Source organism: Candidatus Nitrotoga sp. AM1P, from assembly GCF_013168275.1.
Classification (GTDB): Bacteria; Pseudomonadota; Gammaproteobacteria; order Burkholderiales; family Gallionellaceae; genus Nitrotoga.
Genome location: NZ_AP019547.1, coordinates 1,048,373 through 1,074,531, shown reverse-complemented (window position 1 = coordinate 1,074,531; position 26,159 = coordinate 1,048,373). Strand labels below are relative to the sequence as shown.

21 protein-coding genes are annotated in these 26,159 nt (G+C 47.2%); 12 read left to right on the top strand and 9 right to left on the bottom strand.

Going from position 1 to position 26,159, the window contains the following annotated elements; genetic code table 11:
• Positions 1-12: 12 nt before the first annotated feature.
• The 4 genes from casB to W01_RS04725 form a co-directional block, all read right to left on the bottom strand.
• Positions 13-486, bottom strand: a complete 474-nt coding sequence (gene casB, locus W01_RS04740; protein WP_173052528.1) for a type I-E CRISPR-associated protein Cse2/CasB — start codon at positions 484-486, stop codon at positions 13-15.
• Complete coding sequence (gene casA / locus W01_RS04735; protein WP_173052526.1) at positions 483-1,988, bottom strand: type I-E CRISPR-associated protein Cse1/CasA; 1,506 nt, start codon at positions 1,986-1,988, stop codon at positions 483-485. The genes casB and casA overlap by 4 nt, the downstream gene beginning before the upstream one ends.
• Positions 1,989-2,278: 290 nt before the next feature.
• Positions 2,279-4,936, bottom strand: a complete 2,658-nt coding sequence (cas3, locus tag W01_RS04730) for a CRISPR-associated helicase/endonuclease Cas3 (RefSeq protein ID WP_173052524.1) — start codon at positions 4,934-4,936, stop codon at positions 2,279-2,281.
• 295 nt (positions 4,937-5,231) lie between these two features.
• Positions 5,232-6,206: a helix-turn-helix transcriptional regulator gene (locus W01_RS04725; protein ID WP_173052522.1), complete on the bottom strand. Its 975-nt coding sequence runs from the start codon at positions 6,204-6,206 to the stop codon at positions 5,232-5,234.
• A 274-nt stretch (positions 6,207-6,480) separates the two neighbouring features.
• Here W01_RS04725 and tadA point away from each other — a divergent pair, with 274 nt between their 5' ends.
• The 4 genes from tadA (at position 6,481) to W01_RS04710 (ending at position 8,921) form a co-directional block, all read left to right on the top strand.
• Positions 6,481-6,960 carry a tRNA adenosine(34) deaminase TadA gene (tadA, locus tag W01_RS04720; RefSeq protein ID WP_198421349.1) on the top strand — a complete coding sequence of 160 codons (480 nt, stop codon included), beginning with the start codon at positions 6,481-6,483 and terminating at the stop codon, positions 6,958-6,960.
• 489 nt (positions 6,961-7,449) lie between these two features.
• Entirely contained in the window at positions 7,450-7,581 is a 132-nt protein-coding gene (locus tag W01_RS14365; protein WP_256380123.1) for a hypothetical protein, read from the top strand.
• Between the two features lie 378 nt (positions 7,582-7,959).
• Positions 7,960-8,439, top strand: coding sequence for a L,D-transpeptidase (locus W01_RS04715; protein WP_173055750.1), 480 nt, complete (start codon positions 7,960-7,962; stop codon positions 8,437-8,439).
• Between the two features lie 125 nt (positions 8,440-8,564).
• Positions 8,565-8,921 (top strand): GNAT family N-acetyltransferase, encoded by a 357-nt coding sequence (locus W01_RS04710; protein ID WP_242007039.1) that lies wholly within the window; start codon positions 8,565-8,567, stop codon positions 8,919-8,921.
• Positions 8,922-9,095: 174 nt separating this feature from the next.
• Here W01_RS04710 and W01_RS04705 read toward each other — a convergent pair whose 3' ends face one another.
• The 3 genes from W01_RS04705 to ygfZ all read right to left on the bottom strand — a co-directional run bounded on the left by W01_RS04705 (position 9,096) and on the right by ygfZ (position 11,856).
• Positions 9,096-9,287 (bottom strand): hypothetical protein, encoded by a 192-nt coding sequence (locus tag W01_RS04705; RefSeq protein WP_173052518.1) that lies wholly within the window; start codon positions 9,285-9,287, stop codon positions 9,096-9,098.
• A gap of 114 nt (positions 9,288-9,401) precedes the next feature.
• Positions 9,402-10,058: a choice-of-anchor E domain-containing protein gene (locus tag W01_RS04700; protein WP_173055748.1), complete on the bottom strand. Its 657-nt coding sequence runs from the start codon at positions 10,056-10,058 to the stop codon at positions 9,402-9,404.
• A 727-nt stretch (positions 10,059-10,785) separates the two neighbouring features.
• Entirely contained in the window at positions 10,786-11,856 is a 1,071-nt protein-coding gene (gene ygfZ / locus W01_RS04695; RefSeq protein WP_173052516.1) for a CAF17-like 4Fe-4S cluster assembly/insertion protein YgfZ, read from the bottom strand.
• A 77-nt stretch (positions 11,857-11,933) separates the two neighbouring features.
• On the opposite strand from ygfZ, the gene W01_RS04690 reads away from it, so the two are divergent.
• From W01_RS04690 to W01_RS04670, 5 genes are all read left to right on the top strand, one after another.
• Positions 11,934-14,072, top strand: coding sequence for an ABC transporter substrate-binding protein (locus W01_RS04690; RefSeq protein ID WP_173052514.1), 2,139 nt, complete (start codon positions 11,934-11,936; stop codon positions 14,070-14,072).
• 124 nt (positions 14,073-14,196) lie between these two features.
• On the top strand, positions 14,197-14,565 hold the full coding sequence (locus W01_RS04685; RefSeq protein ID WP_173052512.1) for a hypothetical protein: 369 nt from the start codon (positions 14,197-14,199) through the stop codon (positions 14,563-14,565).
• Positions 14,566-14,900: 335 nt separating this feature from the next.
• Entirely contained in the window at positions 14,901-15,878 is a 978-nt protein-coding gene (locus W01_RS04680; RefSeq protein ID WP_173052510.1) for an ABC transporter permease, read from the top strand.
• 147 nt (positions 15,879-16,025) lie between these two features.
• Positions 16,026-17,471 carry an ABC transporter permease gene (locus W01_RS04675; protein ID WP_173055747.1) on the top strand — a complete coding sequence of 482 codons (1,446 nt, stop codon included), beginning with the start codon at positions 16,026-16,028 and terminating at the stop codon, positions 17,469-17,471.
• Positions 17,468-19,546 carry an ABC transporter ATP-binding protein gene (locus W01_RS04670; RefSeq protein WP_173052508.1) on the top strand — a complete coding sequence of 693 codons (2,079 nt, stop codon included), beginning with the start codon at positions 17,468-17,470 and terminating at the stop codon, positions 19,544-19,546. Before W01_RS04675 ends, W01_RS04670 begins: the two co-directional genes overlap by 4 nt.
• A gap of 86 nt (positions 19,547-19,632) precedes the next feature.
• Here W01_RS04670 and W01_RS04665 read toward each other — a convergent pair whose 3' ends face one another.
• Both W01_RS04665 and ylqF read right to left on the bottom strand, forming a co-directional pair.
• The gene (locus tag W01_RS04665) at positions 19,633-21,024 is read right to left on the bottom strand and encodes a transglycosylase SLT domain-containing protein (protein ID WP_242007038.1); all 1,392 of its coding nucleotides are present in this window, start codon (positions 21,022-21,024) and stop codon (positions 19,633-19,635) included.
• Positions 21,025-21,237: 213 nt separating this feature from the next.
• Positions 21,238-22,146, bottom strand: a complete 909-nt coding sequence (gene ylqF / locus W01_RS04660) for a ribosome biogenesis GTPase YlqF (protein ID WP_173052504.1) — start codon at positions 22,144-22,146, stop codon at positions 21,238-21,240.
• A 552-nt stretch (positions 22,147-22,698) separates the two neighbouring features.
• On the opposite strand from ylqF, the gene W01_RS04655 reads away from it, so the two are divergent.
• The 3 genes from W01_RS04655 to W01_RS04645 all read left to right on the top strand — a co-directional run bounded on the left by W01_RS04655 (position 22,699) and on the right by W01_RS04645 (position 26,042).
• Positions 22,699-23,322: a carbonic anhydrase family protein gene (locus W01_RS04655; RefSeq protein WP_173052502.1), complete on the top strand. Its 624-nt coding sequence runs from the start codon at positions 22,699-22,701 to the stop codon at positions 23,320-23,322.
• Positions 23,323-23,547: 225 nt separating this feature from the next.
• Positions 23,548-25,266 (top strand): tetratricopeptide repeat protein, encoded by a 1,719-nt coding sequence (locus W01_RS04650; RefSeq protein ID WP_173052500.1) that lies wholly within the window; start codon positions 23,548-23,550, stop codon positions 25,264-25,266.
• A complete protein-coding gene (locus tag W01_RS04645) occupies positions 25,263-26,042 on the top strand; it encodes a J domain-containing protein (RefSeq protein ID WP_173052498.1) in 780 nt (259 codons plus the stop codon). The genes W01_RS04650 and W01_RS04645 overlap by 4 nt, the downstream gene beginning before the upstream one ends.
• The last annotated feature ends 117 nt before the right edge of the window (positions 26,043-26,159 follow it).

Here is a 26,159-nt window from a genome sequence, read left to right as displayed (position 1 = left end):
AAATGCGCTCCGTTATTTGTTGGGTTTGGCAGATTGATGGATAAAGAAATCTTCAAGTAGCTCGCGTTTGGCTTTCTCATTCCAGAAATAAAGAGTAGTGCCCAGTGCTGACCAATCGACGGGCGGTGCAACGTGTTGCACCAAGCGACGTAACTGAATCAGATCATTGTCGTAGTCCGCGCGGATGACTTGCAGAAGGCGTGCTTCTGAAATTTTAGCCTCTGCTAGTTTCTGTCCTAGCGAAACCGCACCTGGCTGATGGGTGCAAAAGGGCATTAAGAAGATAACTCTCTCCCCCCATTTTGGAGGGCTTTCACCTGGAAATAAACGATAATAGGCAGGTCGATCACGTAGCTCCTCTGGCTTGCCAATCCGCTTGCCTAATTGCGAGCGCAAATTACCATTTTTGCTTAATATTTCGTAATGCTTATAAAGTGCCACAAAATCCGGCAGTGCTTTCTTAGAGGAAGATTGAACGATGTTCATTGTGCGATTAGCTCCTTCAATTTATTCAATTCAAAATTTAGACTCCGTTTGGCTAATGCCACGGTACGAATTAATGCGGGGTTTTGGCAATACGGATCAGTAACTTCTTCAAATATCTTCCGACAGATCTGGCTAAGGTCTGCTGTGAACAGCGCTTTTTCTTCCCTTCTTTCGGTGCGTGTCATTTCCTTTAACCAGGTTTGAATCAAGTTTTCGGTTCGCTGATAAAAAAACGTCTCCCCAAGTTCGTGAATATCAGCACCCAGTGCTTTCAAACCTTTGTCACGGTTGCCTTTCACGACACTGTATAACTTGCCACGCAGGAGTTTTTTGACAGATAGCGCTTGCCCGATAGCCCACTCAATGGTTTGTTGACCATTTTGGCTCTGCCAACCTTCGCCTATACTCAGTGACTCATGGCGGCGCTGCAAAATTGAGGCTTGCTTGTTGCGATAGCCGCCGATAATCAAGCGTAGATTGCTTGCTCCAGACTCTCGCCATTGCGTTACAACAGCAGCCGCATTGCTTCCTTCTTTGGCTTGGCTAGCGCCTAACTGGTCAAATAAAAAATGGCCGCACTGCGTCCAAGCGGGTGCAGTCGTAGTGAAGCCCAAAAAGCGTTCTGTACGCCCTTCTTTTTTTATTTCAAATTCACGTGGGCTATGTGGGTGAGGCCACAAGCCAATGACTTCAAATATAAATTTTTCTTTATTGAATCCGCTATATCCACTTTGTGCTTTACCCTGCAATACATCACAACTTCGCTCAGTGTTGGCTGGAATTAGCTCTACCAAGTTGGGCTGCCAAAACAGGCCACGCAACAGCCCAATTTGATTGGCGTGTATTTTGTCACCTGATTTAATCCGCTCAACCCAGCTAGGTGGCTGATTTTTAGTAACCTCATACCAAGGCATGATTCGCCGCAATATCTCCTCATGTAATACATTGCGCCATATGATCTGCCGCAAGTCATCACCGGTAATCAAAGTAGTCACGGGTGTACCACGTAATCCGCCTTTAAAGCCACCACCGAAACTGGGCGTATTGGATGCCTGATTAAAGAGTGCGATAGCAGCCATTGACGCACCCAAGTGGCTAACTTCACCTGGCATGTTAAAGAAAGTGTGATTATTTCCTTCTGGCAGACCAACCAGCAACTTTTGAATCGGTGTGGCTTCGGCCGATTTCACACCACGCGTTTGCATGAATGGATGCACGGGATGATCTAAATCGAACCAGTCCCGCAAAGGCGCAACGTCTGCGTCAAAGGCCGCTTCATCCAGCAATGAGCGCATTTTTTGCCGCCACGCTATTTCGTCAGTCGGTGTAAAGGCCACCTGTACCAGTGAAATAAGTAATTGCAGACAGGCCAGCTCCATGTCATCGCGCGGTATGGAAATTTGCCAAGCTTCATCTTGACAAAGCAGTCGCTTTAGGCTGATTAACTGAAAGTCTGCATCAGTGCTACGAACGGGAATCCATGCATCGCGGTATAAATTCATGTCTTTATCCCAATTAATAAAATGATAAAACTGGCAAAAATCAGAACAAACAACATTAAGCCGTGAGGTTGTATTTTGTTTGCCTCTCGAACTATGCAACGCAACCAGATCAAAAAATAGCTCATAAAGTCCCCGTATTTAATAAACATACGGGACTGTAATCTGGTTTTTATATTTTTACAAGTTAGGATTTTGATATAACCAGATCTTGTAGAATGCTACTAGATTTAGTAAAGTATTTAGGTTCCTTAATTTTTTAGGGATGTACCGTTAGGATTTTGATTAACTTTTTAATCATTATTGTGTTCCCCGCTTTTGCGGGGACTTTTCTTTTCTCGCTCGAGACCATACATGCGGGTGTAAGCATATTCACAAGCTTTACATTCCCCTCGCCAGACGCCATCCTGCAATTTCATTATTAGCAAAATTTCGTAAGCGTTATTCGGTTCTGGCATTGAATTTGCCCATGTATGAGGTACGCTGACCGAACCCAAAGAAATTTTCTCGGCGCGATCCCATGCATCCGGATGCGGCAATGGATCGGGATCGTAAAGTAGCTTATCGTCGGTATCGAGCAAGACAACAGACAGAGACATCTCACCGTCACGCGTTAATACCCGCACGTTATTGTCGCTGTCGGCCAGTGGATTCATGGTGTCGTTGGAGAGCCTTTTTGCTAGATCGCGCTTGGCATTTTGTACGACATGGAATTTTTCAAAGTCCAACGCAATAGGCTCAGGCTCGCCTTCCCAGCTAGGTCGCTCGTACACTTGCTCTATCCAGTCACGGTATGCCGCTGGAAAATAAATGGATGAGTGCGCTTCAAGCAATTTCTGCGTGCGCCAAAGTACACGGGTATTGCCGTAAATCAGCTTATGCAATCCGTAATTTGCATCTGGCGCAGTCAGTACCGTGCAAGTTGGCTGCTCAAACCCAGCAGGGCGGTTATCACGTTGATGACGATGCAGCCGTCCTAAGCGTTGGAACAGTAAATCTACCGGGCATAGCTGCGTAATGAGCCAATCGAAATCAAGATCAAGACTTTGTTCCACCACTTGCGTGGCGACCAAGATGCGCCCGCCGCTGCGCTCAGCATGTCGGCCATATTGCGCAAGTACCATTTCCTCTTTCGCTTGCCGGTCTGCGAAGCGATAACGCGCATGGAATAGATCGACAGGCGTCGTGGTTTTTTGGCTAAGGTGACGGGCAAGTTGTTGGGCGTTATCCACTAGATTACAAATGATCACGACGCGTGCACCGACTTCTGCGGCATGGATGACGCGATCAAGTAATTCATCGTTTGGCCAGAGATTAGGCTGCTGGATGCATTCGATGGTAACCGTTCTTTCAGGTGGTAATTGTGCAGAATCGGTAATTTGTACCGGGGTGATTTTTCCATCGGCAGCGATGTGCGTTAACAATGGATAAGGCGCATCGGCGGGCAAAGTGCTTGCACTGCACCAAGCCAGCGCCAATTGATTGCGTTGGCTGGCGGGTAATGTTGCTGAGAGTAGCACTGCACTGCCACCCGCCCGACGTTGCTGGCTCAGCACGCTGTGCAGCAAGCCGTACATATAGTGGTCGTAAGCGTGTACTTCATCGACGATTAGTACCGACTTCATTACGCCGAACCCACGTACAAATTTATGGCGCAGCGGCAAAACAGATAACAGCACCTGATCGACAGTACAAACTCCAATCTGCCCGAGGAAAACCCGCTTACGGCTTTCGGCAATCCATTCACCGCATTGCACACGAATATCCTCCGTGGTTTGCGCACTGCGCTGAGAAGCAGCCTCTTTGAGTTGCGCATGACCGTCATGCCAGCGTGCGCGACCGTGCGCCAAGACTAGATTGCTATTCGCACCAAACAAGATATCGGCAAAATGATTGAGCCTTTCCCACATCGCATTTGCCGTGGCTTGCGTAGGGAGGGCAAAAACAATGCTGTCGGCAAGACCTGCATCGAGTAACCGCCAGGCATAAGCCAGGGCAGTTTCCGTTTTACCAGAGCCAGTAGGGGCTTCCACCAATGTGAGGCCAGTTTGTAGCGGCAGTGCATTGATAACCGTTTGGAGCTGACGCGGGAATTCATTCGCATTGAGCAACGCTGCAATGCCGCTATAAGGTGCCGCCTGATGCATCAAACCACAATGTTCAATCAGGCTTTGCTCTTCGACATCGCGGCAACGCTCATCAAAATATTTTTTCAGCTCTACACATTCATCGCCGGTATAGCGAAACCATGTTTCGTTGGAGCCAAGCCAGTCGCAAACGGCACAGAAACCGGCCAGATAGGGCATATCCTCACGATTCAACACGGGAGGTTGATCGTGTAAAGACAAACCCGCAGGCGCCAGAAAAATTGCCGCCAATGCTTCCATCCATGCCTTTCGCACGAAGCTATCTTGTAAAACTAAATAATCCTCTGCATCCGGCGGATGCATGCCATTTTCTTGCCTAACGATGTGGCCATGATGCCCAGCGACTGCACCCAGCCAGGGTCGCCATGCATCTCGTAGATCTTCATACATTGAAGTTTTTTCTAATCCGAGGTAAAAATGCCCTTCCTTTAAAAACCAGTCATAACCTGCTTCTCCGTGAAAGTATTTTTCAGATTCACTGCGGTAAGGTAAGTCGTCTGGGTCATTGATTGTTTGGAGATGGTTGAGCACGCTGGGCGCCTTCATCTGAAATCGCACATCCAATTTACCAAGATCATGCAAGGCAATGAAAAAAAGTACCCATGCTTTTAATATCGGTGACGTCGCATCAAGTTGCACCTGGCTTGCAAGCTGACGCCGTAAGGAAGTGCTCTGTTTCCACCAAGTAGCACCCACTGCCGCCACATCCAGACAATGAAACGGCAACAAGTGAAACGCTGCCTGGCCATCCTCGGATGGTTGTGCTTTGCCCCAATAACGATAATACGATTCCAGTTCGCTCACTCATTCGTCCTTTAAATAAAGCGAATCTCCAAAATTTGCCGTGAATTAACTATTCACCAATCTAGAGTATTCGCCATTGCTAGCAACGTTGCGCTATCTATTCAACACTCCACATTTTCAATACATCAAATTAACAACGGCCAACACAATTCCCCCGGACATGCATCCAAAAAATACCAGCCGGTCTGGGTTAATTTTGATTTCTTTCCACATGGGTTTCTCCTTGTTGAATTAATTTGGATGAACCCATGATAATGGGGGTAGTAGCTCATGGCGTGAGCCACTGAAATAAATTTTAGATTTTATATTGCGCCAAAGCAGATTCAAGCAATTTGCTGACGCTACCTCTCAGTGCCTTAGGTGTTATTACTTCGACTTCAGTACCGTGCTTGAGTATGTCCATCAATAGTTCGCGGTCATCGGAATAGGGGACTTCCAAGCAATAATATCCCTCTTTATCAAAACGAGATTTTTGCTCGGGATGCCATTGTTCAGTGGCGACCCATCGCGCCCGCTCTGGGGTAAACCTGAGTTTTGCCCAAGCTACCTTCGTGCCTGAGAATATGCCGTAGCCCTTTTTGAAATAATCCTGGAGTTCAGGTTGCGGTAATTCAATTGCGGGTGCCTCTACCAATTCCGCATGACGGATGGCATCAATGGAAAAGCTGCGGATGCTTGCTCTCAGATGGCACCATGCGTCGACGTACCAGTTATCCCGATAGAACAGTAGTTGCTGGGGGGAAATAATGCGCGTGTTTTCTTGTCCGTTCTGGCGGTTGAAGTGGGTGATCTGCAATTGCTTGCGTTGCAACGTTGCCGTGGCGATCGTCTCAAAACATTGAAGTGGCAGGGTGCGCCTGGTGGCGTGCTCCAACTTGATACGCATCTCGACTTCTTCAACACTATGGTCAGCACTGCCCAGCAAGGCTTTAAGGCGGGTCTGCAATGGTGCGATATGGCTGCTCAATAAACCATTGCCAAGATTGGTGAGCAGGTGTTGCATCGTCAAAAGGGCATGCACTTCTGAGGCAGTGAACCACAATCCAGGTAAGGTGGAGGATCTGTCATTGGGATTGATTGTTACATACCGATATCCTCTGACGTTTCGATCCCACTCGATGGGCATATTCATTCGGTTACGCAGATATTCCAGATCACGCTTAAATGTAGCCAGCGAAATTCCAAGCACTTCGAGAAAGATGGAAATTGGTACGATCCGACGTGAAATTAGTAGTTGCTCAATTTTGTAAAAACGTTCTGTCCGATTCATAGACTGTTCACATAAAGTGGGCTGTGACGGGATGGTAGTTCATCTATTGTCAATCCTAAGCTGCTTCAGGCGAATACCTGAATTGGGAAATGCTATGCCTATAAGCATAAAAGTCGTGATGATAACAAGGATTAGTATGGTGAAAGCCCAAGTGCTACGCTATACACTGTTATACAAATTTAGGTTCCAACCTCAATAGGGCTGGAATTGAGTACGAAAAATTGAATCAGCTGTTTGTAGACAAATTGTTAGAATTTTTAGAGATATTGATGTGATGAGAAACGATGACGATTTTATGCGCGTCGCTCTGGCGCTGGCGAAGCAAGCCGAGCTATCGGGAGAGGTTCCGGTGGGTGCTATTGTAGTGAAGGATGGCGCTATCATAGGGCGTGGAAGCAATGCGCCGATCAGTCGCCATGATCCTTCCGCGCATGCTGAGTTGCTGGCCTTGCGAGAAGCGGCACAACATCTGGGCAATTATCGGCTGGTTGGCTGTGAATTATTCGTTACGCTGGAACCTTGCGTGATGTGTGTCGGCGCCATATTCCATGCACGCATTGCACGTGTAGTGTTTGGGGCGAGTGATTTTAAGACCGGTGCGTGTGGCAGTGTGCTTAATTTGTTCGCTGAGCAGCGCTTGAATCATCATGCTGAAATAACTGTCGGAGTACTTGCTGAAGAATGCGGGCAAGTATTGAGTAATTTTTTTGCTGCGCGCCGTGCGCAAAAACAAGAAAGTGGTTCGGTGAAGTAACTATTTTTAAAGTGAAAAGGAGTCGATCTTTCAAACTCAATGTTCGCCCCCTCTTTATTTTCCTTCTCAATTTAATCTTTATCGTCTATTTACGTGAAATTAATAAATAAAGTGCGGTACCGCACGGATAATTAATCACGGTTCAACTATTCTGCAATCACTCCCGCTTCTTGCTAGTGAGTGCAGATAATTTCCCCAATAGTTATTTGTAGCTCGAAGTCTCCCCTGACACGCATTAAGCGGAGAGTATTCTTAAATTCCGCTCTCTTCATTGTGATAGATAGCGGATTTTTTTTGCCTTAATAATTTTTTGGAAATACCTGAATTCATTGCTTGTTTTTGGGGCTCAGATCTTTTGGATCTTTTGGATTTTTTGGTTTGGGTAGCTGGAAGCATGAAGCGATAGCCGTAAAATAATTCGCTTACGATTAATGTTATTAATTTTTAATTGGAGCAACCAAAAAATGCTTCTTTTAGATAACGAGCCGCATGAGAAAAATACTGAACCAGAGTCTACATGTGAACATAGGATTAACTAGTTTTTTCCCTGTTATTCGGTTGGCGGATCATCATCTGGATTCCACGGAGAAGGATCTGGATCGTAAGGCGGTGGATCGTTAATGGGGTGGGGTTTCGGGTGTATGTGTGGCTCTGGAGGTATTCTAGGTTCTTGATCGGGGTGAGGACTTGGGAAGTTTTGTGACATTATTTACTCGCTGTAGACAATACCTGATGAGAACAAAGATTCAATCTTTCAACGCATCATTGCGGGAGGAATTATTATTCTTGTTGAATAGGAAATCTGTGCGGTAGGGCACTTATGGAGGTTAAACGTTGATTATTACCGTATAGTTCATCGTAGTTCTAGTTTTTGCTTATGGAACTGTTTTGTGGATTGCGATGTTTGAAAATTACGTTTAAGCATTTTATAAATTTAGTTAATTTGATATTCTTGAAACATCACAAACTGATTCGTTCACAGTCGTGTAAGGTTAGATTATAAAAATTAAAATTCATATCGCCACGCAGACGCTTGAGTTACTTGATGATGCAGGCATGTTGTTGCATCATTATCCGGTTTCTACAGCTGCTAATGGAGTGGGTGAGAAATTTGGCAGCTATTGCACGCCGCGTGGCAAGCACAACATTCGCGCCAAAATTGGCGCAAACCAGCCGCTCAACACTGTGTTTGTCAGGCGCCGTCCCACTGGCGAAATTTATACGCCGGAGCTAGGGGCGCAGTATCCGGGTCGGGATTGGATACTGACGCGTATATTGTGGTTATCTGGGAGTGAAGTTGGTTTCAACCGCTTAGGAGCCTGCGATACCATGCGTCGCTATATTTATATACATGGTACGCCGGATAGTACTAAGCTCAGCGAACCTGGCTCCAAGGGCTGTGTGCGTATGCGCAATGCTGACCTTCTGGAGTTGTTCGACCTCGTTCCGGTCAATACCGAAGTTTATATTGCCAACTGATCTACCGTGTATATCTGGTTGTTTGATGGGGAGCGCATGTTATAAGCAATTTTTTTAGCGTACATCTGCTTTCTTGGGATAACGGCCAACAACCTTTATTGCGCGCGGTACGCGAAGCTGTATTTATGCGTGAACAGGGCGTTTCTTCCGAGATGGAATGGGATGGACTAGATGAAGCCTGCCACCATGTACTGGCATTAAGTGCCACGGGTGATGCGATTGGTTGCGGACGCATTTCCCCTGAGGGCTATATTGGACGTATAGCCGTGTTGTCAGAATGGCGTGGCAAACGGGTTGGCAGTTCACTTCTGGAGTTGTTGCTTGATTATGCGCGCAGCCAGTACTATGCTCAGGTGGAACTAGGTGCTCAGATACAGGCTGTGCCATTCTACTTGCGTTTTAATTTTGCGGAAGTTGGTGAAATTTTTATGGACGCCAACATACCGCACATCAAGATGCAGTTACGCTTAAGGCTACGCTGATAAAGATCCACCGATCTCACAACCGTAGTTTAGCCAAGAACGCCGGTCGCGCATTACCGCGCTGGCATTGTGGGGCTTGTTCAGCGAAGCCCTAATTCATTGCGATATAGTTCACCCTGCCACGCGAACCAGCGCAGCCTTGTTGAGTCACAGATACGAATGTCTGCGGAAATTTCATTTTTGTTCAGGAGGGGGGTTCAGAACTTTTTCTAGCACCCGATCCCGATCCAAGGGATAAAGCATATTCAGAAAAGTGTCGATGCGGCCATCAACTCCGCCTGGTGGAAAACCAAGACGTAACGCCAAGTCTGGCGATTGTTTCACCGTGCGATCGGTGATTTGCCATGAACTTGACCAAAAAGTCATGCTGAGTTTTTTTGATTTAAAAAGTGTAAAAAAAATCGACAAAGCCACCTTGATATCGCAATATCAGCAGGTGGCTTTGTGAACTAACTTGTGAGTAGAACTTAAAGCCGGTGATCAGCTAAGTTTTCTGCGCACACCAACAAGACCGAGCAAGCCAACACCAAGCAACCATAATGCGGTTGGTTCAGGCACATGCGTGGTTGTAGGTGTGTAGTCATAGCTAATATCCGCGCCACAATTTGCTGTTGTATTCTGAATATTCTGAATGTTAGCGCCGCCACCATTAAAGGTAGAGCCTGAAAGGGTTGTACAACCGACGGTGAAATTTCCGGATCCGATAAAGTTAGCGAGCGGGCCAGTTACTACTGCGCTGCCGGAATCGGTGGTTGTTCCAAGATTCAATGTTGCACCCGATCCAAGCGTGACGAATCCCCCCGTTGTTGCCAATGTGGTTGTAAATGCCGGTGCTCCCACTGACACACCATTATCAAAGGTAAAGAAATAATTGAGAATCGACTGAAAGCTAAAAAATTGAGGGTTTGCAGCAGCATTAGTCAGACTGGTTGTACTGCTAGAGTTACCTACTAGCGTCAATGTGACTGAATTCAACGTGCCAAGGCTGATATCGAACAACGGCAGCAAACCACTCTGGTTGATTTCAGTTGTCAGCATAGGATTGAGGAAAGAGCCTGTAATTACATTAGCCTGCGCGCTGCCAGCTGCCGCAAAGCCACTAACGGCCAGTAGCGCAGCAATCATGTTTTTTTTCATAATTATTATTCCTTAGTTATTAATATACAAACTGTTCGTATTTTTATATTTTTTGGCTAGCTAAAAAATATAAAAATATTTATGGTAACTCCACCATCTCTAAAGCATAAATTGTGCCAGAAATTAAAATCAGTGTAAATTATGTTGTATAACATGAGGTTGAATAGTGTAAATGTTAGAAACGGAAATTACAGAATGACGATTACCGGGAAAGTGTAAAAAAAATCGACATGCGTGATTTCGGGCAGTTCAGTATTGGCGATTGCTATGGATGTAATACAGGTGTAGCGCTGGAAACCCAGCGCAAACGCAAGCAGCTTCTTAAAATCAGGGGAGTCTTATGGCGATTGTGTAAGTTAATTTGACTGCTGTAGCGTGTACTGTGAAGCAATCGCAACAGCGCGTTTGGTAATTAATCGGATGGTTATCTTTAGTTCAAGTCGAATATTTTTACATATTGGGTATTACGCAAGTTGTTATTATTGATACGGCACCGTTTATGCAAGAAGTCGTTCGCATTGAGCTTGTCGAAATGTGAATGGCTTCTTATGCTTCGACAAGCTCAGCACGAACGGCAGTCAAATTCAATTCGTGCCGGATCAATAAGCGCAAACGCTTCAAGTATTAGTTGAGGCAAGTCGTGCAGCGTTTTCTTCCCCGTTTTCACCGCAAAGGAGTTCGAATTTAAGCAAACCCATTCGATCCATCAACAACGGCTTCATTCAGATTAATAAATTGGATAAGGCAACCTCATAAACCGAAGCGCTGCGCCTTGTAAAGATTTCCAGTGGACAGTTTGGTCTTTGTGGCTACTAATCTGCACTACCACCAGCATGTCGTAACCACCGTTCGGGGCAGGTGATGCGTTGACTACCATGCCACTGGCCTGACCTTCCATATCTGCGCTATAGAGCTCGTCACCCGCTTGCGGAGGCGTATCGCTTTCGATATGCGCTAAATACATACGGCGCTTGAGTTTACCGAGATATTGCATGCGCGCCACAATTTCCTGGCCTGGGTAACATCCTTTTTTAAAGTTTACGCCTCCGATCAGTTCCAGGTTGGCCATTTGTGGCACAAACTGCTCTTGGGTGGCAGGCATAATAACTGGAATACCATCACGGATTGTGAGCCAGTCCCAGCAGGGTGATCCAACTGGGCGTCCGGTGACGATGAGTTTTTGCCATAGGGCTAATGCGTGCTCGGCAGTTGTGTTAATTTGAAAGCGCTGTTCACCGAGACGAATGACGCCAGTATCATTGTGTTCCGATATCCGATTGCCTACTTCTTCTGCCCCCCAGGGTTCTACCGGAACCGAGCCTAAGTATTCCTTTAGTTGTTCCTCTGAACCTTCTCCGGCCCAACCAAAACTGATCTGTTGATCGGTTACATCCTCAATTTTTACTTTGGAGCGCAGGATGTATTTGGATAGACGTTGCTGGATGTCAGCACACAAACTGAGCGGCAGTTGCAGGAAAAAAGCCTTGTCTGCGTCATCCAGCACTCCTTTGCGCCAGATAAGGAAGCTGGCCAGCATTCGTCCTTTTGGACTGTTCAGGCTGCTGAATTGGGCATGCCATGGCGTGACTTCACGCACATCGCTGCTGAGCAGATTTTGTAGAAAGGTTTCAGCATCCTCACCAGAAACCTTAAGTACGCCTAGCTGGCTTAAATAACACAGTACCATGCCATCTTGTGCAGCAGCCTGTTCGCCTTGCCCGGCACCGAAATACTGCACGATGCCATCTTGTATTTCTGCTCCTTGTTCCCGCAAATAATCTTGCCAAATCGAATTCATCTTGCTGCCCATTCATAAGTTTAAAAGTGATTGTAACTTTACCACGGATAGCGGTATTTCGGATAAACTCTCGCGTCATGAAATACTTACATTACTTACCGCTGCTCCTGATACTTGCGGCCTGTGACGGCGGTTTGTGGAATAATCCCTACCCGGTCAGCGATAAGGGTAAGTCGATTTATTATTCTGCTTTTACCGAACGGCCTAAACATCTCGATCCGGCGTCAGCGTATAGCGAGAATGAATATATATTCCTTGCGCAGATATATCAACCGCCGCTGCAATATCATTTCCTGAAGCGTCCCTATACGCTGGTGCCGCAGGCAGCCAGTGAAATGCCGACAGTGAGTTATCTGGACAAAAATAATCAGCTGTTACCCGATGATGCGCCTGCCGATAAGGTGGCGTTCAGTGTTTATGAAATTCATTTGCGTGCCGGTTTGAACTACCAGCCCCATCCGGCTTTTGCGCGCGATGCCAAAGGTGAACTGGAATATCATGCGCTTACAAGCAATGATTTACGTAATATTCATGCATTGAATGATTTCCCGCATAGCGGTACGCGTGAAGTGAAAGCGGCGGATTATGCCTATCAGATTAAACGGCTAGCTCATCCGACCATTCATTCCCCAATTGCTGGGCTCATGGTGGATTACATCGTCGGCCTTAAAGAGTACATCGCAACTTTACAGCTAGCTAAAAAAAAGAACCCCAATACTTTTCTTGATCTCCACGACTATCCGCTGGAAGGTGTGCAAACGGTGGACGACCGCACTTACCGTATCAAGATTTACGGTAAATATCCGCAGTTTGCTTATTGGTTGGCGATGACATTTTTTTCACCCATGCCAGTGGAAGCCGAGCGCTTTTATGCGCAGGATGGAATGTCTGAACGCAACCTGGTTCTGGATTGGTGGCCGGTAGGGAGTGGGCCCTATTATCTATCGGAAAATAATCCCAACCAGCGTATGGTGTTGACGCGCAACCCGCATTTTTCCGGCGAAGTCTATCCGACGGAAGGCGAGGCGGGGGATAAAGAAGCTGGGCTGCTGGTTGACGCGGGTAAGGCTCTGCCGTTAATCAGCAAGGTGGTGTTTAGCCTGGAGAAGGAAACCATTCCTTACTGGAACAAATTTCTGCAAGGTTATTACGATGCGGCGGGCATCAGCTCTGATAGTTTTGATCAAGCGGTACAGGTGAATGTGGGTGGCGAGACTAACGTTACAGACGAGATGAAAGCACAAGGCATTAAGCTTTCTACTTCGGTAGCCACCTCTACTTCGTATATGGGTTTCAATTGGCTCGATCCGGTTGTGGGAGGGGCGAGTGAACGTGCGACCAAGCTGCGTCGTGCCATTTCTATCGCGGTGGATTTCGAGGAATTTATCTCCATATTTGCTAACGGTCGGGGTATTAGCGCGCAATCGCCTATCCCACCTGGTATTTTTGGTTATCGAGAAGGCAAGGCAGGCATCAACCATTATGTATATGACTGGGTTAATGGTGCACCCCAACGTAAATCAATTGATGAGGCGAAGAAGCTGCTGGCCGAAGCCGGCTACCCCGGTGGTTTGGATGAAAAAACAAAACAGCCGTTGATTATCTATCTGGATACGACCGCCACCGGCGTGGGCAGCAAATCGCGTCTGGACTGGCTACGCAAGCAACTCGACAAACTTAATTTACAACTGGTGGCGCGCAGCACTGACTACAACCGCTTTCAGGATAAGTTACGTAAAGGCGATACGCAGATGTTTTATCTCGGCTGGAATGCTGATTATCCCGACCCGGAGAATTTTTTATTTCTACTACACGGTGCGCAAGGCAAGGTCGTGAAAGGCGGTGAGAACGCCTCGAATTACAATAGCCCTGAATATGACCACCTGTTTGAGAAGATGAAAAACATGGAAAATGGCCCAGCGCGCCAGGAAATAATTGATGGAATGCTGGAAATTTTGCGCCGCGATTCGCCCTGGATATGGGGGCAACATCCTAAAGATTATGTATTGCGCCATGCTTGGCTGCATAACAGCAAGCCCAATAAAATGGCAAATAACAATGTTAAATATTTGCGCATAGACGCAGCACAGCGTGATGAACTGCGTAGTAGCTGGAATCAGCCGAAACTGTGGCCATTGTGGTTGCTTGGTTCTGCGCTCGTCTTATTGGGCTGGTGGTTGTGGCGTGCGTTGCGGCAGCGAGAAGAGGCACGATGATGATATTCTTTGCCGGTACAACAAAACCTCCGGTTTGCCGAAGATAATGTCGGATTAAGTGTTAAAGTGCAAGGCGATTTTATAAGAATGCCCCTGATAAAGTTTTAAGTTTTTTGAGAGTAACATGCAGGTGTGCGGCAACACCTTTTTTGCCGCAATTTTAAAGAAAGGAATAATTTTGAGTCATTTTGGAAAAACAATATTTAGAGTCGTGTCGATAGCAACTTTGGCAATTGTGCCCGTAATTAGTCACGCTTATCCTGCCGACCCTGAGGAATGCAAGGCAGCTGAAGGAGTGTGGATAGATTTTAAAACGACGCCTTCTGATGGCTGGTGCCGCGGTCCGAAAGCAACGCCTGTAGGTCCTATAATGGTCTGTGCCAGAGTTAAAGGAATTGAACAGAAAGTCGGTTCGGAAATGGTATGCATCCCGCGTGATGTAGCAAGGCAAAAATTGTTGTTGGAGCATGACGTTCCAGCTAAAGCTAATTAAGAATAAAGGAAAACGGAAGCTGGGCTGGACGATGCTGAACCAGCGCGCTGCACACTAAACAAGCTGGCAAACCAGGTTGATTGGAACAGAGGCAGACGATCAAGGCGGTAGCCTGTACTTGAAGAAGTTCTTGAAGAAGTACTTGAAAGAAGGTTGGTCAAGCCTCGCGGTCCGTTTAGGATGGTGGGAATGTGAATAACACCTTGCTTGTATTAAAGAAACGGCAAGTTGTTAACTTAAAATTTGTAACTCATTTTCTTTGGCGAACATAGATACGTTTATGTATCGTCTCTCATTCATTATGGTGGGTAAGTGTACCCTACAGCTCTCTCTCAATGATCGCCTATCTTATCCGCCGCATTTTATATGCTATTCCGATTTTAATCGGTGTAAACCTGCTCACCTTTTCTCTTTTTTTCGTAGTGAATACGGCAGACGATATGGCGCGGATGCAATTGGGTATGAAGCGTGTTACGCCTGAAGCGATCGAAAAATGGAAGCAACAGCATGGTTATGACAAACCGCTACTATTTAATGCCCATGCAGAGGGCGTGAGAAAAATCAGCGATACGATTTTTTTCCAGAAGTCAGCCAGAATGTTTGCATTTGATTTTGGTTCATCCAACGACGGGCGTAATGTCGCGCGTGAAATCCAGACCCGCATGATGCCTAGTCTCGCTATCGCGCTACCTACTTTTCTTATTGGCCTGCTCATTTATATTACTTTCGCGCTATTGATGACATTGTTCAGAGCGACTGCCCTGGATATGCTGGGGGTATCACTATGTGTATTGCTGATGTCCATCTCCGGTCTGTTTTACATTATTGGCGGCCAGTTCGTGGCAAGTAAATTGTGGCACTGGGTGCCGATTTCTGGCTATGCGGGTGGGTTGGACAGTATCAAGTTTGTGCTGCTGCCTGTGTTGATTGGTGTAATGGGTAGTGTCGGTGCCAGTAGCCGTTGGTATCGAACGATTTTTTTGGAAGAGATCGGTAAGGACTATGTGCGAACCGCTCGCGCCAAGGGTCTGTCGGAATTGCGCGTGTTATTCCGTCACGTGCTGAAGAATGCAATGATCCCGATTTTAACCGGTGTGGTGGTGGTAATACCGCTGCTGTTCATGGGGAGCTTGTTGACCGAATCATTCTTCGGCATCCCCGGTCTGGGTAGTTACACCATAGACGCAATTAATGCGCAGGACTTTGGTGTAGTGCGTGCCATGGTATTTCTTGGTTCGATGTTGTATATCGCTGGTTTAGTATTGACAGATATCTCGTATACCATCGTTGACCCGCGAGTGAGGCTGCAATGAGCGCCTTTATCAATATATTTCCTGTTCGCAATGAGTCATTAGATAAGTTCAAATCGAGTTTAATGTGTGAAACAAGCTGTCCATGTTTCAATTCCATTCGATGCTCAGAACGAGCGATTTTCAGTACTCAATGTCGGGGTAAGTAATATGCCCGTTATTCTTTGGACAGATGCGATGATCTACCTGCTGCTCGCAACGGTTCTTGTTGCGGCATTGTGGATACGAAAGCGTCCTCATCTTGTTCTGCCTTGGCAACGTGTGGCTAAGGGTAGTGTGGGCATGGTTTCACTGCTGCTGTTGTCGTTATTCGTGCTGGTGGGGTTACTCGACACCATGCACTATCGCGCCGCGTTGCCAGAGAAGAGTAATGGTCAGACAGTGTATTCAGCTGAGGTGCTGAGTGTCTTCGATGCACTTGCCAAAGGCATAAAAAGTCGTACCGAGAAAACCTATTCTGCACCACTGGCGGCCTATCTGTATGCCAAGGAAAGTATGGAAACGCCGGAGGGCAAGATACTTCGAGATTATCCGCGCTTGCGTTACGGTGGAGCCCATCTGGTTGATCCGCAGCGCGAACTTCTGGGCGATGTGCTGAAACGTACCGGGATCGGTGCTTTAGAGGGGTTGCTAATCGGCGTGTTATTGATTGCAGTCAGTAATATATTATTCCATTTTTTCGTCAAATTCAGGACTGTCTGGTCATCGACCAAGCGGGAAATCAGTACAGGTAATTGGATATCCACCTTTACGGGAGCGATGAAAAACAAGCCTTCCAGAGCATTGTTGATAACGGTTTTGTTGATAGCCATGCTGCTTGGCATAACTGTCAATCTGGCCGCAGTTTACCACGTGCTGGGTACTGATAAAGTGGGGCAAGATGTACTGTATCTCGCGCTGAAAAGTATTCGTACCGGGCTTGTGATCGGTACTGTCACCACGCTGGTGATGTTGCCGTTTGCTTTGCTGTTGGGTATAGCGGCAGGATACTTGCGTGGTTGGGTGGATGATGTAATCCAGTATATTTATACCGTATTAAGCTCTATCCCCAGCGTGTTGTTGATTGCGGCCGCCGTGTTAATGATGCAGGTTTATATTGAGATGCATCCCGAATGGTTTGAAACTTCTGCTGCACGCGCAGATTTACGCTTATTATTTTTGTGTTTGATTCTTGGTGTGACCAGTTGGACCGGACTATGTCGCCTGCTACGTGGCGAGACACTTAAGTTGCGAGAATTGGAGTACATCCAGGCAGCGCAGGCATTCGGCGTTTCATCTTCTCGTATCCTTACTCGCCATATCGTGCCGAATGTGATGCACATCGTACTGATTGCGGTGGTTATGGATTTCAGCAGCCTGGTACTGGCCGAGGCGGTGCTATCTTATGTTGGTGTGGGGGTTGATCCTAGTACCATGAGCTTTGGTACATTGATAAACTCCGCGCGCATGGAGATGGGTCGCGAGCCGATGGTGTGGTGGACGCTGGCGGCTGCGTTCGGATTCATGCTGGTGTTGGTGTTGGCCGCCAATCTATTTGCTGATGCGGTACGTGATGCGTTTGATCCGCGCTTGAATCGGACGGAGGCGGTTGCATGAAATCCGCCCTTTCTCTCAATCAACTTCGTCCCCTTCCCGGCGCCCCTTCAGAAATTGGAAGAGGAGAATTTATACTGAAGGTAGAGGGTTTGGTGACGCGCCTGAACAATGGTGCGCGCATTGTGGACGACATATCGTTCAGTATTAAGCAGGGCGAGACCCTTGCGCTGCTTGGTGAATCCGGCTGTGGCAAATCTATGACGGCATTATCACTAATGCGTTTGCTGCCGGATGGAATACGTGTCGCCAGCGGTGATATTAAACTTGACGAAGAAGATATTTTGGCGCTGCCAGAATATGCCATGCGCAATGTGCGCGGTGGTCAGATGGCAATGATTTTTCAGGAACCGGGGTTGAGTTTGAACCCAGTGATGACGGTCGGCGATCAGATTGCCGAGGTATTGACATTGCATCAGCAACTGCGTGGCAAAGAGGTTCGCCCGCGTTGTGTTGAATTGCTGGAACAGGTGGGTATTTCTGATGCCCCTCGCCGTGCGTCTGAATATCCATTCCAGCTTTCCGGTGGCATGAAACAACGCGTGATGATTGCAATGGCAATGGCCGGGCAACCCAAGTTGTTGATCGCAGACGAACCAACTACCGCTCTCGACGTGACCATACAAGCGCAGGTGCTTAAACTATTGCGCGATACGCAGCAGGAAACCGGTATGGCGTTGTTGCTGATAACCCATGATCTGGGCGTCGTCGCTCAAATGGCACATCAGATTGGGGTGATGTATGCCGGACAAATTATTGAGCAGGCGTCGCGTGAGCAATTGTTCGCACGCCCCGCTCATCCTTATACGCAAAAACTATTTGCCGCATTGCCGGATGCGGGACGCAGTGGGCAACCATTAGCGGCCATTCCGGGCAATGTACCCCCATTGGGTGCGCCACTGGCAGCTTGCAGATTTGCTCCGCGTTGCGATAAAGCGTGGGCGCTATGCCACGAGCAGGTGCCGGAGTGGACGCAGCTGGAAAACGGGCAGGGGGTAAGATGCCATCTGTACACATCGCAAACGGGGAGTGAGAAATTAAACTTGAAAACCTCCCTCTTCTCCGGCCCATCTACCGTAAGTGCGGAAGAGATTGGGGAAGAAGGGAGGGGCACTTCACTTTTACAAGTGGAAAACCTGCAAGTCCATTTTCCCATCCGCAAAGGTATATTACAGTGCACAGTCGGTCACGTTAAAGCGGTAGATGGGGTATCAATGAACATTCCAGAGGGGCGTACGCTGGCCCTGGTAGGTGAATCAGGTTGCGGTAAAACCACAGTGGGTAAGGCGCTGCTGCAACTCATTACACCTACCGCTGGCAGCGTGCGTTTTGCGGGCCACGAACTTATTGGCATTAATGCGGGACAATTGCGCAAACATCGTGCCGGGATGCAAATGATATTTCAGGATCCTTATGCATCTTTAAACCCAAAAATGCGCGTAGCGGAGATTTTACAGGAGGGCATGGATGCACTGTCTATTGCTAAAAATAGCGATGAGCGGCAACGCCGCATAGATGAATTGTTGGAACAGGTTGGGTTGGAGAAAGCCTCTAAGTGGCGATATCCGCATGAGTTTTCCGGCGGGCAGCGGCAGCGTATCGCTATTGCCCGGGTGTTGGCAGTTAATCCGAATTTGCTGATTTGCGACGAACCGACTAGCGCGCTGGATGTTTCGGTGCAAGCGCAAATCTTAAATTTGCTGAAATCATTGCAGCAGCAATTAAGATTAAGCTACCTGTTTATTTCGCACAATCTGGCGGTGGTGGAATATCTCGCGCACGAGGTATACGTAATGTATCTGGGACGCATTGTCGAGCGTGGCACGGTAGGGGAAGTATTGCATGCCCCTAAACACCCTTACACGCAGGCCTTGCTGTCTGCAGTGCCGAGAATAGATGGTCAGGGGATGAAAACTATTCGTTTGCCTGGTGAAACGCCCTCTCCCTCCCATCCGCCGCAGGGCTGCCACTTTCATACACGATGCGCACAAGCCATGGCGGAATGTCACGAAGTTTATCCAAGTGAGACCATAATTACCACCACGCACCGCGTGCATTGTTATCTTGCAGCGAAGTAAAAGTTATGTAATTTGCACTATATATGAGCAGAACACCCATACTGAATTGTCAAAAAAATAGAGGTACAGCGTAAAGCAAGAAAAGCCTAAGGATATTGAGCAATGCGTTGCGTCTTGTACATAAACTTCTTCGTCTTTTTGCTGGCCATGCCAAGTTTGCCGCGGTTCTTATCGGCACGAGATAAGCGAGGCGTTTTGTCGAGTTTTACGATGAAGATGTGTTGACCGGGATTGAGTGTTTTTATGTTGTTATTCCACTCTTGCAGCTTTTCCACACTTACCTTGTAGAGGCGAGAAATAGCGCTCAAAGTGTCGCCTTTGCGCACCGTGTATCTAATAGCATTTTTAAGCAATTGGTTGGCAAGGACAGGGTGTGTATTAAACGCCTCGAATTCATTGTCTGTATTTTTGCCATTAAGGGGTACCAGTAGCATCTGCCCGGTACTCACCTTGGTTTGCGTTGACAGGCTGTTGATAGATCGAAGTGTTTCTGGAGACAGTCCGAAGCGTGTCGCAAGTCCGTTTAAGTGTTCACCTTTCTTGCTCTTATAAGCCTGCCAGGATACGAGTGGCAAGTTGTTGTTTGCCAGATTGGCGCGAAAAGTTTCCACCTTATCCACGGGCAGCAATAGCACCTCAGAATTTTCTTGCAGGATAACCGGGCGGTTATGGGCGGGATTCAGCGCGCGAAATTCATCCAGCGTAACGTCTGCTAATCCTGCGGCAAGCTCCATGTCAATATTGTTTGATGTACTGACAGCAACGAAATACGGTTGATTCGGAACAGGATGTAGAGCCAGGCCGAAGTTGGCTGGATCACTGATAATATTTTTTATTGCTTGCAGCTTGGGTACATAGTTGCGCGTTTCGGATGGCATTTTCAGGCTGGCGTAATTTTCCGGCAGACCGAGTTTGCGGTTATGTGCGAGTGCTCGCTGTACTGCGCCTTCGCCCCAGTTGTAAGCGGCAAGTGCCAATTCCCAATCGCCGAACATGCCATGCAGCTTTTGCAGGTAGTCGAGCGCGCCGAGAGTCGCGCTGATGATATTGCGCCGCCCGTCATACCACCAATTCTGCTGCATGCCAAAATGCTTACCAGTAGAGGGGATGAACTGCCAGATGCCAGAGGCGCTAGCGGTGGAATAGCCTCTTGGATTAAACGCGCTTTCGATCATGGGTAGCAGTGCGATTTCCGATGGCATTCCGCGCCGCTCCACTTCTTCCACAATAAAGTGGAGATAGCGCTGCCCGCGCTCGGTCATTCGTTGCATATAGTCCGGGCGTTTTGCGTACCATTGCTCGTGGCTCGCCACCAGTGGGCTATCCAATTGGCGCAACGCGTAACCATTACGGATGCGTTGCCATAAGTCGTTTTGAGAAAGGTTAGGATCGACGGTGAGTATCAGATCGGGGTCAGCGGAAGCTGTGGATGGCTCTGGTATGGAATCTGCTTGTAAGGCATCGAGCGCGCTATTCAAAAAAACTTTCTCCTCCGCATGAACCGCAGACATTGCGGAAAGCGCAATGCAAGCAGAAAAAATGAATAAGTAAAGTTTGTTTAACTGCACTGGTAGTGACCTATAGAAATAAAACTATGTTGATGCAGCCGAGCGGGAAAAGGAGATTCAATTATTGGTAGGGCCAGCTTTCCACGGCAGCATCACGGGGCAAAGGAATTTTCGGGATTGCTATTAGCATGAATTGGTTATATTTGAAGTTTGTTCCTTTGCTTTAATAAATGCTTGTTGGGCTAACATTATATCGCGGCTTTTTGGTGTTTCCAGGCTAATGCGTCCAAGTGCTCCGGTGCGGTAATCTTGTAGCAGCATGAGAGCAGCTTTCTCCAGGTCTGGAACACCGCCTTTGAGCAGATAACCGCGTCGCTTTGCGACTGCTGCGATAGTGCCTACACCATCCAGACCTTCAACGGAGAATCCGTAACGGTTTGCAAGCAGGTTGGGGTAGTAGGCTAGAAGAATATCGCCCAGAAAGCTAGCCACTTCTTCGTCTATTATGGCATTTCGTCCTACCGCGTGGCTTGCGGCCAGCATCAGGCCATCGCTGTCATACTCAATCTTGGGCCACATTAGTCCCGGCGTATCGATCAGCGTCATCCGTTCATTCAGGTCAAATCCCTGTTGATTTTTGGTCACTGCCGGCTCGTCGCCTACCGCTGCTACCCGACGCTTTAGCAGCGCATTGATCAGTGTGGATTTGCCTACATTGGGGATGCCCATGATCATCATGCGCAATGGCTTAAGCCTGTTATCACGATGTGGGGCAAGCATCTCGCACAAACCGGGAATTTTTGCGACATCGCCCGGTTTTTTGCAGGATAGCGCTACGGCCTTAATTCCTTTTTGCTCATTGTAGAAGCTGAGCCAAGCTGTAGTAACAGCCGGATCCGCCAGATCGGCTTTATTAAGAATTTTCAGGCAGGGCCTTTGCCGATGCAAGCGCAGCTCTTTAATGACAGGATTGCTGCCTGCTTCCGGCACGCGTGCGTCCAGCACTTCTATTATCATATCGATACGCTCCATGGTTTCGGCTGCTTTTTTGCGTGCCGAGACCATGTGACCGGGAAACCACTGAATGGACATTCGTAATTAACTATCTATCTAAAGGTGTATTTTACTCTTCGTTGACTGATACGTCATGTTGTCGTTACTTTAGGTGTACCAAAGCCGGACGAGTCGGAACAAAAATGGATAAGGCACAGTTAATCTCTAATGGAGGCCGAAATATTGCAGTCTTTAACCAAACGATACAAAGATGAATTGCTAGTTTTTTTATCTGCTTTGGCCATATTGTGATCATTGATACTGAGGTAAGCTGAACGAAAATGGACGTTAATATTTTGTTAAACTTGAGCCGAAGTGTCAAATGAAGCAATGAATACTGAATTAAACCCCGCAAAAGCGGATCAAGAATGAAAGCCGCAGTAATAGAGAAAATGCAAACATTGGAGCAACTACTTGAGGGCGTCAAAAAATTTCCACGATCCTCGCGTAAAATGTGCAGCATGAAAACTTCAAATTTCACTGATCGGATTAATTAATAGTTAAAAATTGAATTAACACGCCACGCATTGTAATGTAGTGTGTTTTCATCGAGTAAAAGCTCAGCAGGATGTTTATTTAGAGGAAATCATAATGAGAACGCATACCAAAGAAACTCAAGCATCTCTTACGCCGGAGATGGCATTTCAAATTCTTAAAGAGGGAAATGAACGTTTTGCACAAAATCGTACTGTCAACCGCGATCTATTAGGGCAATTAAAAGATGCTTCAGAAGGGCAGTTCCCTTTTGCAGTGGTTCTGAGTTGCATCGATTCCCGGACATCGGCTGAACTTATTTTTGATCAAGGTTTAGGGGATCTTTTCAGCATTCGGATAGCAGGAAATATCGTTAACGAAGATATTCTTGGCAGCATGGAGTTTGCGTGCAAAGTCGCCGGAGCGAAAATAATCGTTGTATTAGGGCATAGCGGTTGCGGCGCGATTATGGCTGCATGCGACGATATCAAGTTTGGTAGCTTTACCGCTTTAGTTAACAAACTTAAGCTAGCAGTAGCACGTGTTCGCGAGCCAACAACCGATCGCAATTCTAAAAACTCAGAATTTGTAGAGAAGGTTGCCATGACTAATATATTCCTGACAATTGCCAACATTAAACATCGAAGTGAAGTTTTACGAGAGATGCTGGAAAAATATCAGATAGCAATTGTGGGCGGCATGTATGACACTCACACAGGAAAAATTGAGTTTTATCAATAGTCACATATAGCCATTCAAAATGGATATTACATATTTACATCAATAATTATCACAAGTGATTCTTGTTGATGAATATAAACCTTCATGATTTTTATGAGTCAATCCTGGCCAGAAGCCATATATATTAAGAATAATTATTCATGAGGTTATTGCATAACACAGAGCGAAAATCGAAAGTAATCAATCCACGTATTAAAAGCGTACATACTAGATGAGTAAAGGCTTATGACCGAACGAAAAAATCTTCCAGCCAAGGTATTCACTCAGGAAGTTGTGGTGCATATGGAGCAACGCGGCGGTCTTGTTGCGCGAGGGATGGCGGCAGTTATGAGTAGTAAAGATCCCTCACTGGCAGAAGACCTCGACGCGTTTTATCGCCAAGCACGGGATGTCTATAACCATATTACTGAGTTGGGCGATAAATCAGGCTTTGGTATCGTCTGGACACGCAGTGACCTCGACAATTTGAAAGATGCCTTGGATGCCTTCAAGCAATTGGCGGATAAGCAATATGGCAAAGCCTATTTCCCCTTATCGCTTCTCCACAATGGTGGGCGGAGCTTTCCTGTACACAAGGAACACGCCCAGCATTACGCAAGGCTGGCTTTCGACTGGTGTATAGCCAACCAAAAACAAGATGACCCTGAAATATGGAATGACTTGGGAAGGCTATATTGGCTCGGCGAAGTGGTCAGTACAGACTACGGGCAGGCGCTCTATTGGTATCAGAAGGCGGCAGAAGGGAAACTGGAGCAGGCGCAATATAATCTGGGGGCAATGTATTACAACGGGCAGGGGGTTAGTCAGGATTATCAGCAGGCAAGACTATGGTATCGCAAGGCTGCAGAACAAAGACATACGCGAGCACAATATGCTCTAGGTACGATGTACTACAACGGACAAGGGGTTGTACAGGATTATGAGCAGGCTATGTTTTGGTACCGTATGGGTGCAGAGCAAGGAAATGCATGGGCGCAACAATCTCTCGGATATATGTACGAGAAAGGTCAAGGTATCACACAGAACTACGAACTTGCTTTGCCCTGGTATCGCAAAGCCGCCGAGCAGGGATTTGCGCGAGCGCAATTCAATTTGGCAGCGATGTACAACAGCGGTCAATTGGCCGAGCAAGATCACGAACAGGCCAAATTTTGGTATATGAAGGCGGCAGAGCAGGGACATGCGCGTGCGCAATACGAACTAAGCACTATGTACAGCAAAGGTCAAGGCGTTATACAGGATTATCAGCAGGCCGCGTTTTGGTGCCTCAAGGCCGCTAAGCAGGGGCATGTGCGAGCCCAATATGCAATGGGAGCCACGTTCAGTAAAGGGCGGGGCGTGCTTCAGGATTATCAACAGGCTGCATTCTGGTATGACAAAGCCGCAGAACAGGGGCATGCGGAGGCACAATTTAATCTAGGATTCTTGTATGAGAAAGGTCAAGGCGTTACACAGGATTATCAACAGGCCGCATTCTGGTATGGGAAAGCCGCAGAACAAAAGCATGTTATGGCTCAATTAAATCTGGGTTTCTTGTACAACAATGGGTTGGGGGTTACCCAAGACGATCAGCAGGCGGTATTTTGGTTTCTAAAGGCTGCAGAGCAGGGAGATATGTGCGCGCAATACACGCTAGCAATTATGTACGGCAATGGCCAGGGCGTTATACAGGATGATCAGCAGGCGGTATTGTGGTACGGCAAAGCTGCAGAGCAAGGGCACGCAGAAGCGCAATTCAATCTGGGATTAATGTACAGCAAAGGCCAGGGTGTTACACGGGATGAACAGCAGGCTGCGTCTTGGTATCGCAAGGCCGGGCAGCAAGGTGAAACTAGAGCGTTGGAGCAATTGAAAGAATTAGGGATCGGTACTAGAGAGAAAATCGATCTCGCCGCGTGGGAGCAACTTAACGAATTTACTCTCAGTTGGAAAACACCTGAATGAAGCCCACTTTAGATCAGGAGCTTACCCGTTTGGTGAGCGATCAGGCTAAGCTTGCGGAGCAAGTTATTTCGGCTGAATTGGAACTGGAAACAGCCAAAACAGAAACAGCACAGTTCCAGCGCCGTTATTATGAAATGGTTGGAAGATTCTACGCTCAGTTAGATGAACTGGACGCGCAAATTGCTAATGCACAGGCCGGTTTATCTCCGGATGATGCAGTTGCTCAAGTCCATGCACAAGCAGCGCAAGAGCAGGCTAGAAAGTCAGCCGAAGAAGCGGGTTTGATAGAGGCTCAACCTCCTCCGCCACTGGTTATTACGCCGCAACTTAAGCAGGCATTCCGGCGCGCCGCCATGATGATGCACCCCGACCGCGCCACCACGGAACCCGAGCGCTTGCGTCGACATGGATTGATGATCAAGGTGAACCTTGCCTATGAGCGTGGTGACCAGCAGGCCATTGAAAAACTGGTGCTGGAATTCATTCAGGATCCTGCGATACAGGAAGAAATTGAGGATCCCGAGTTAATTGCTGATCAGGGCGTGGAATTAAGAATCTTGAAAATCATTCGTCGTACAGGACAATTACGCCGTCGCATGGATGAAATTCAGCAAGAATTGCAAGAAAAAAGACAATCGGATATTTATAAATTTAAAGCCACAATTGAAAGAGCTGAATTGAGAGGTGGCGATCCGATGGGCGACTTGGCGGAACAGTTATTACAGGAATTGTCCGAACGAAGAATTCGGCTGGAAGAAATTGCCAGGCATGAATAGTTCATGTGGATATTGTAGAGTTATGTGATAAGTACAAAATAAACAACAAGAATAATTTTTTATACTCATAAATTCTTATGTAATATTGGTGGCTGTTCCAGAACACATGTATGTGGA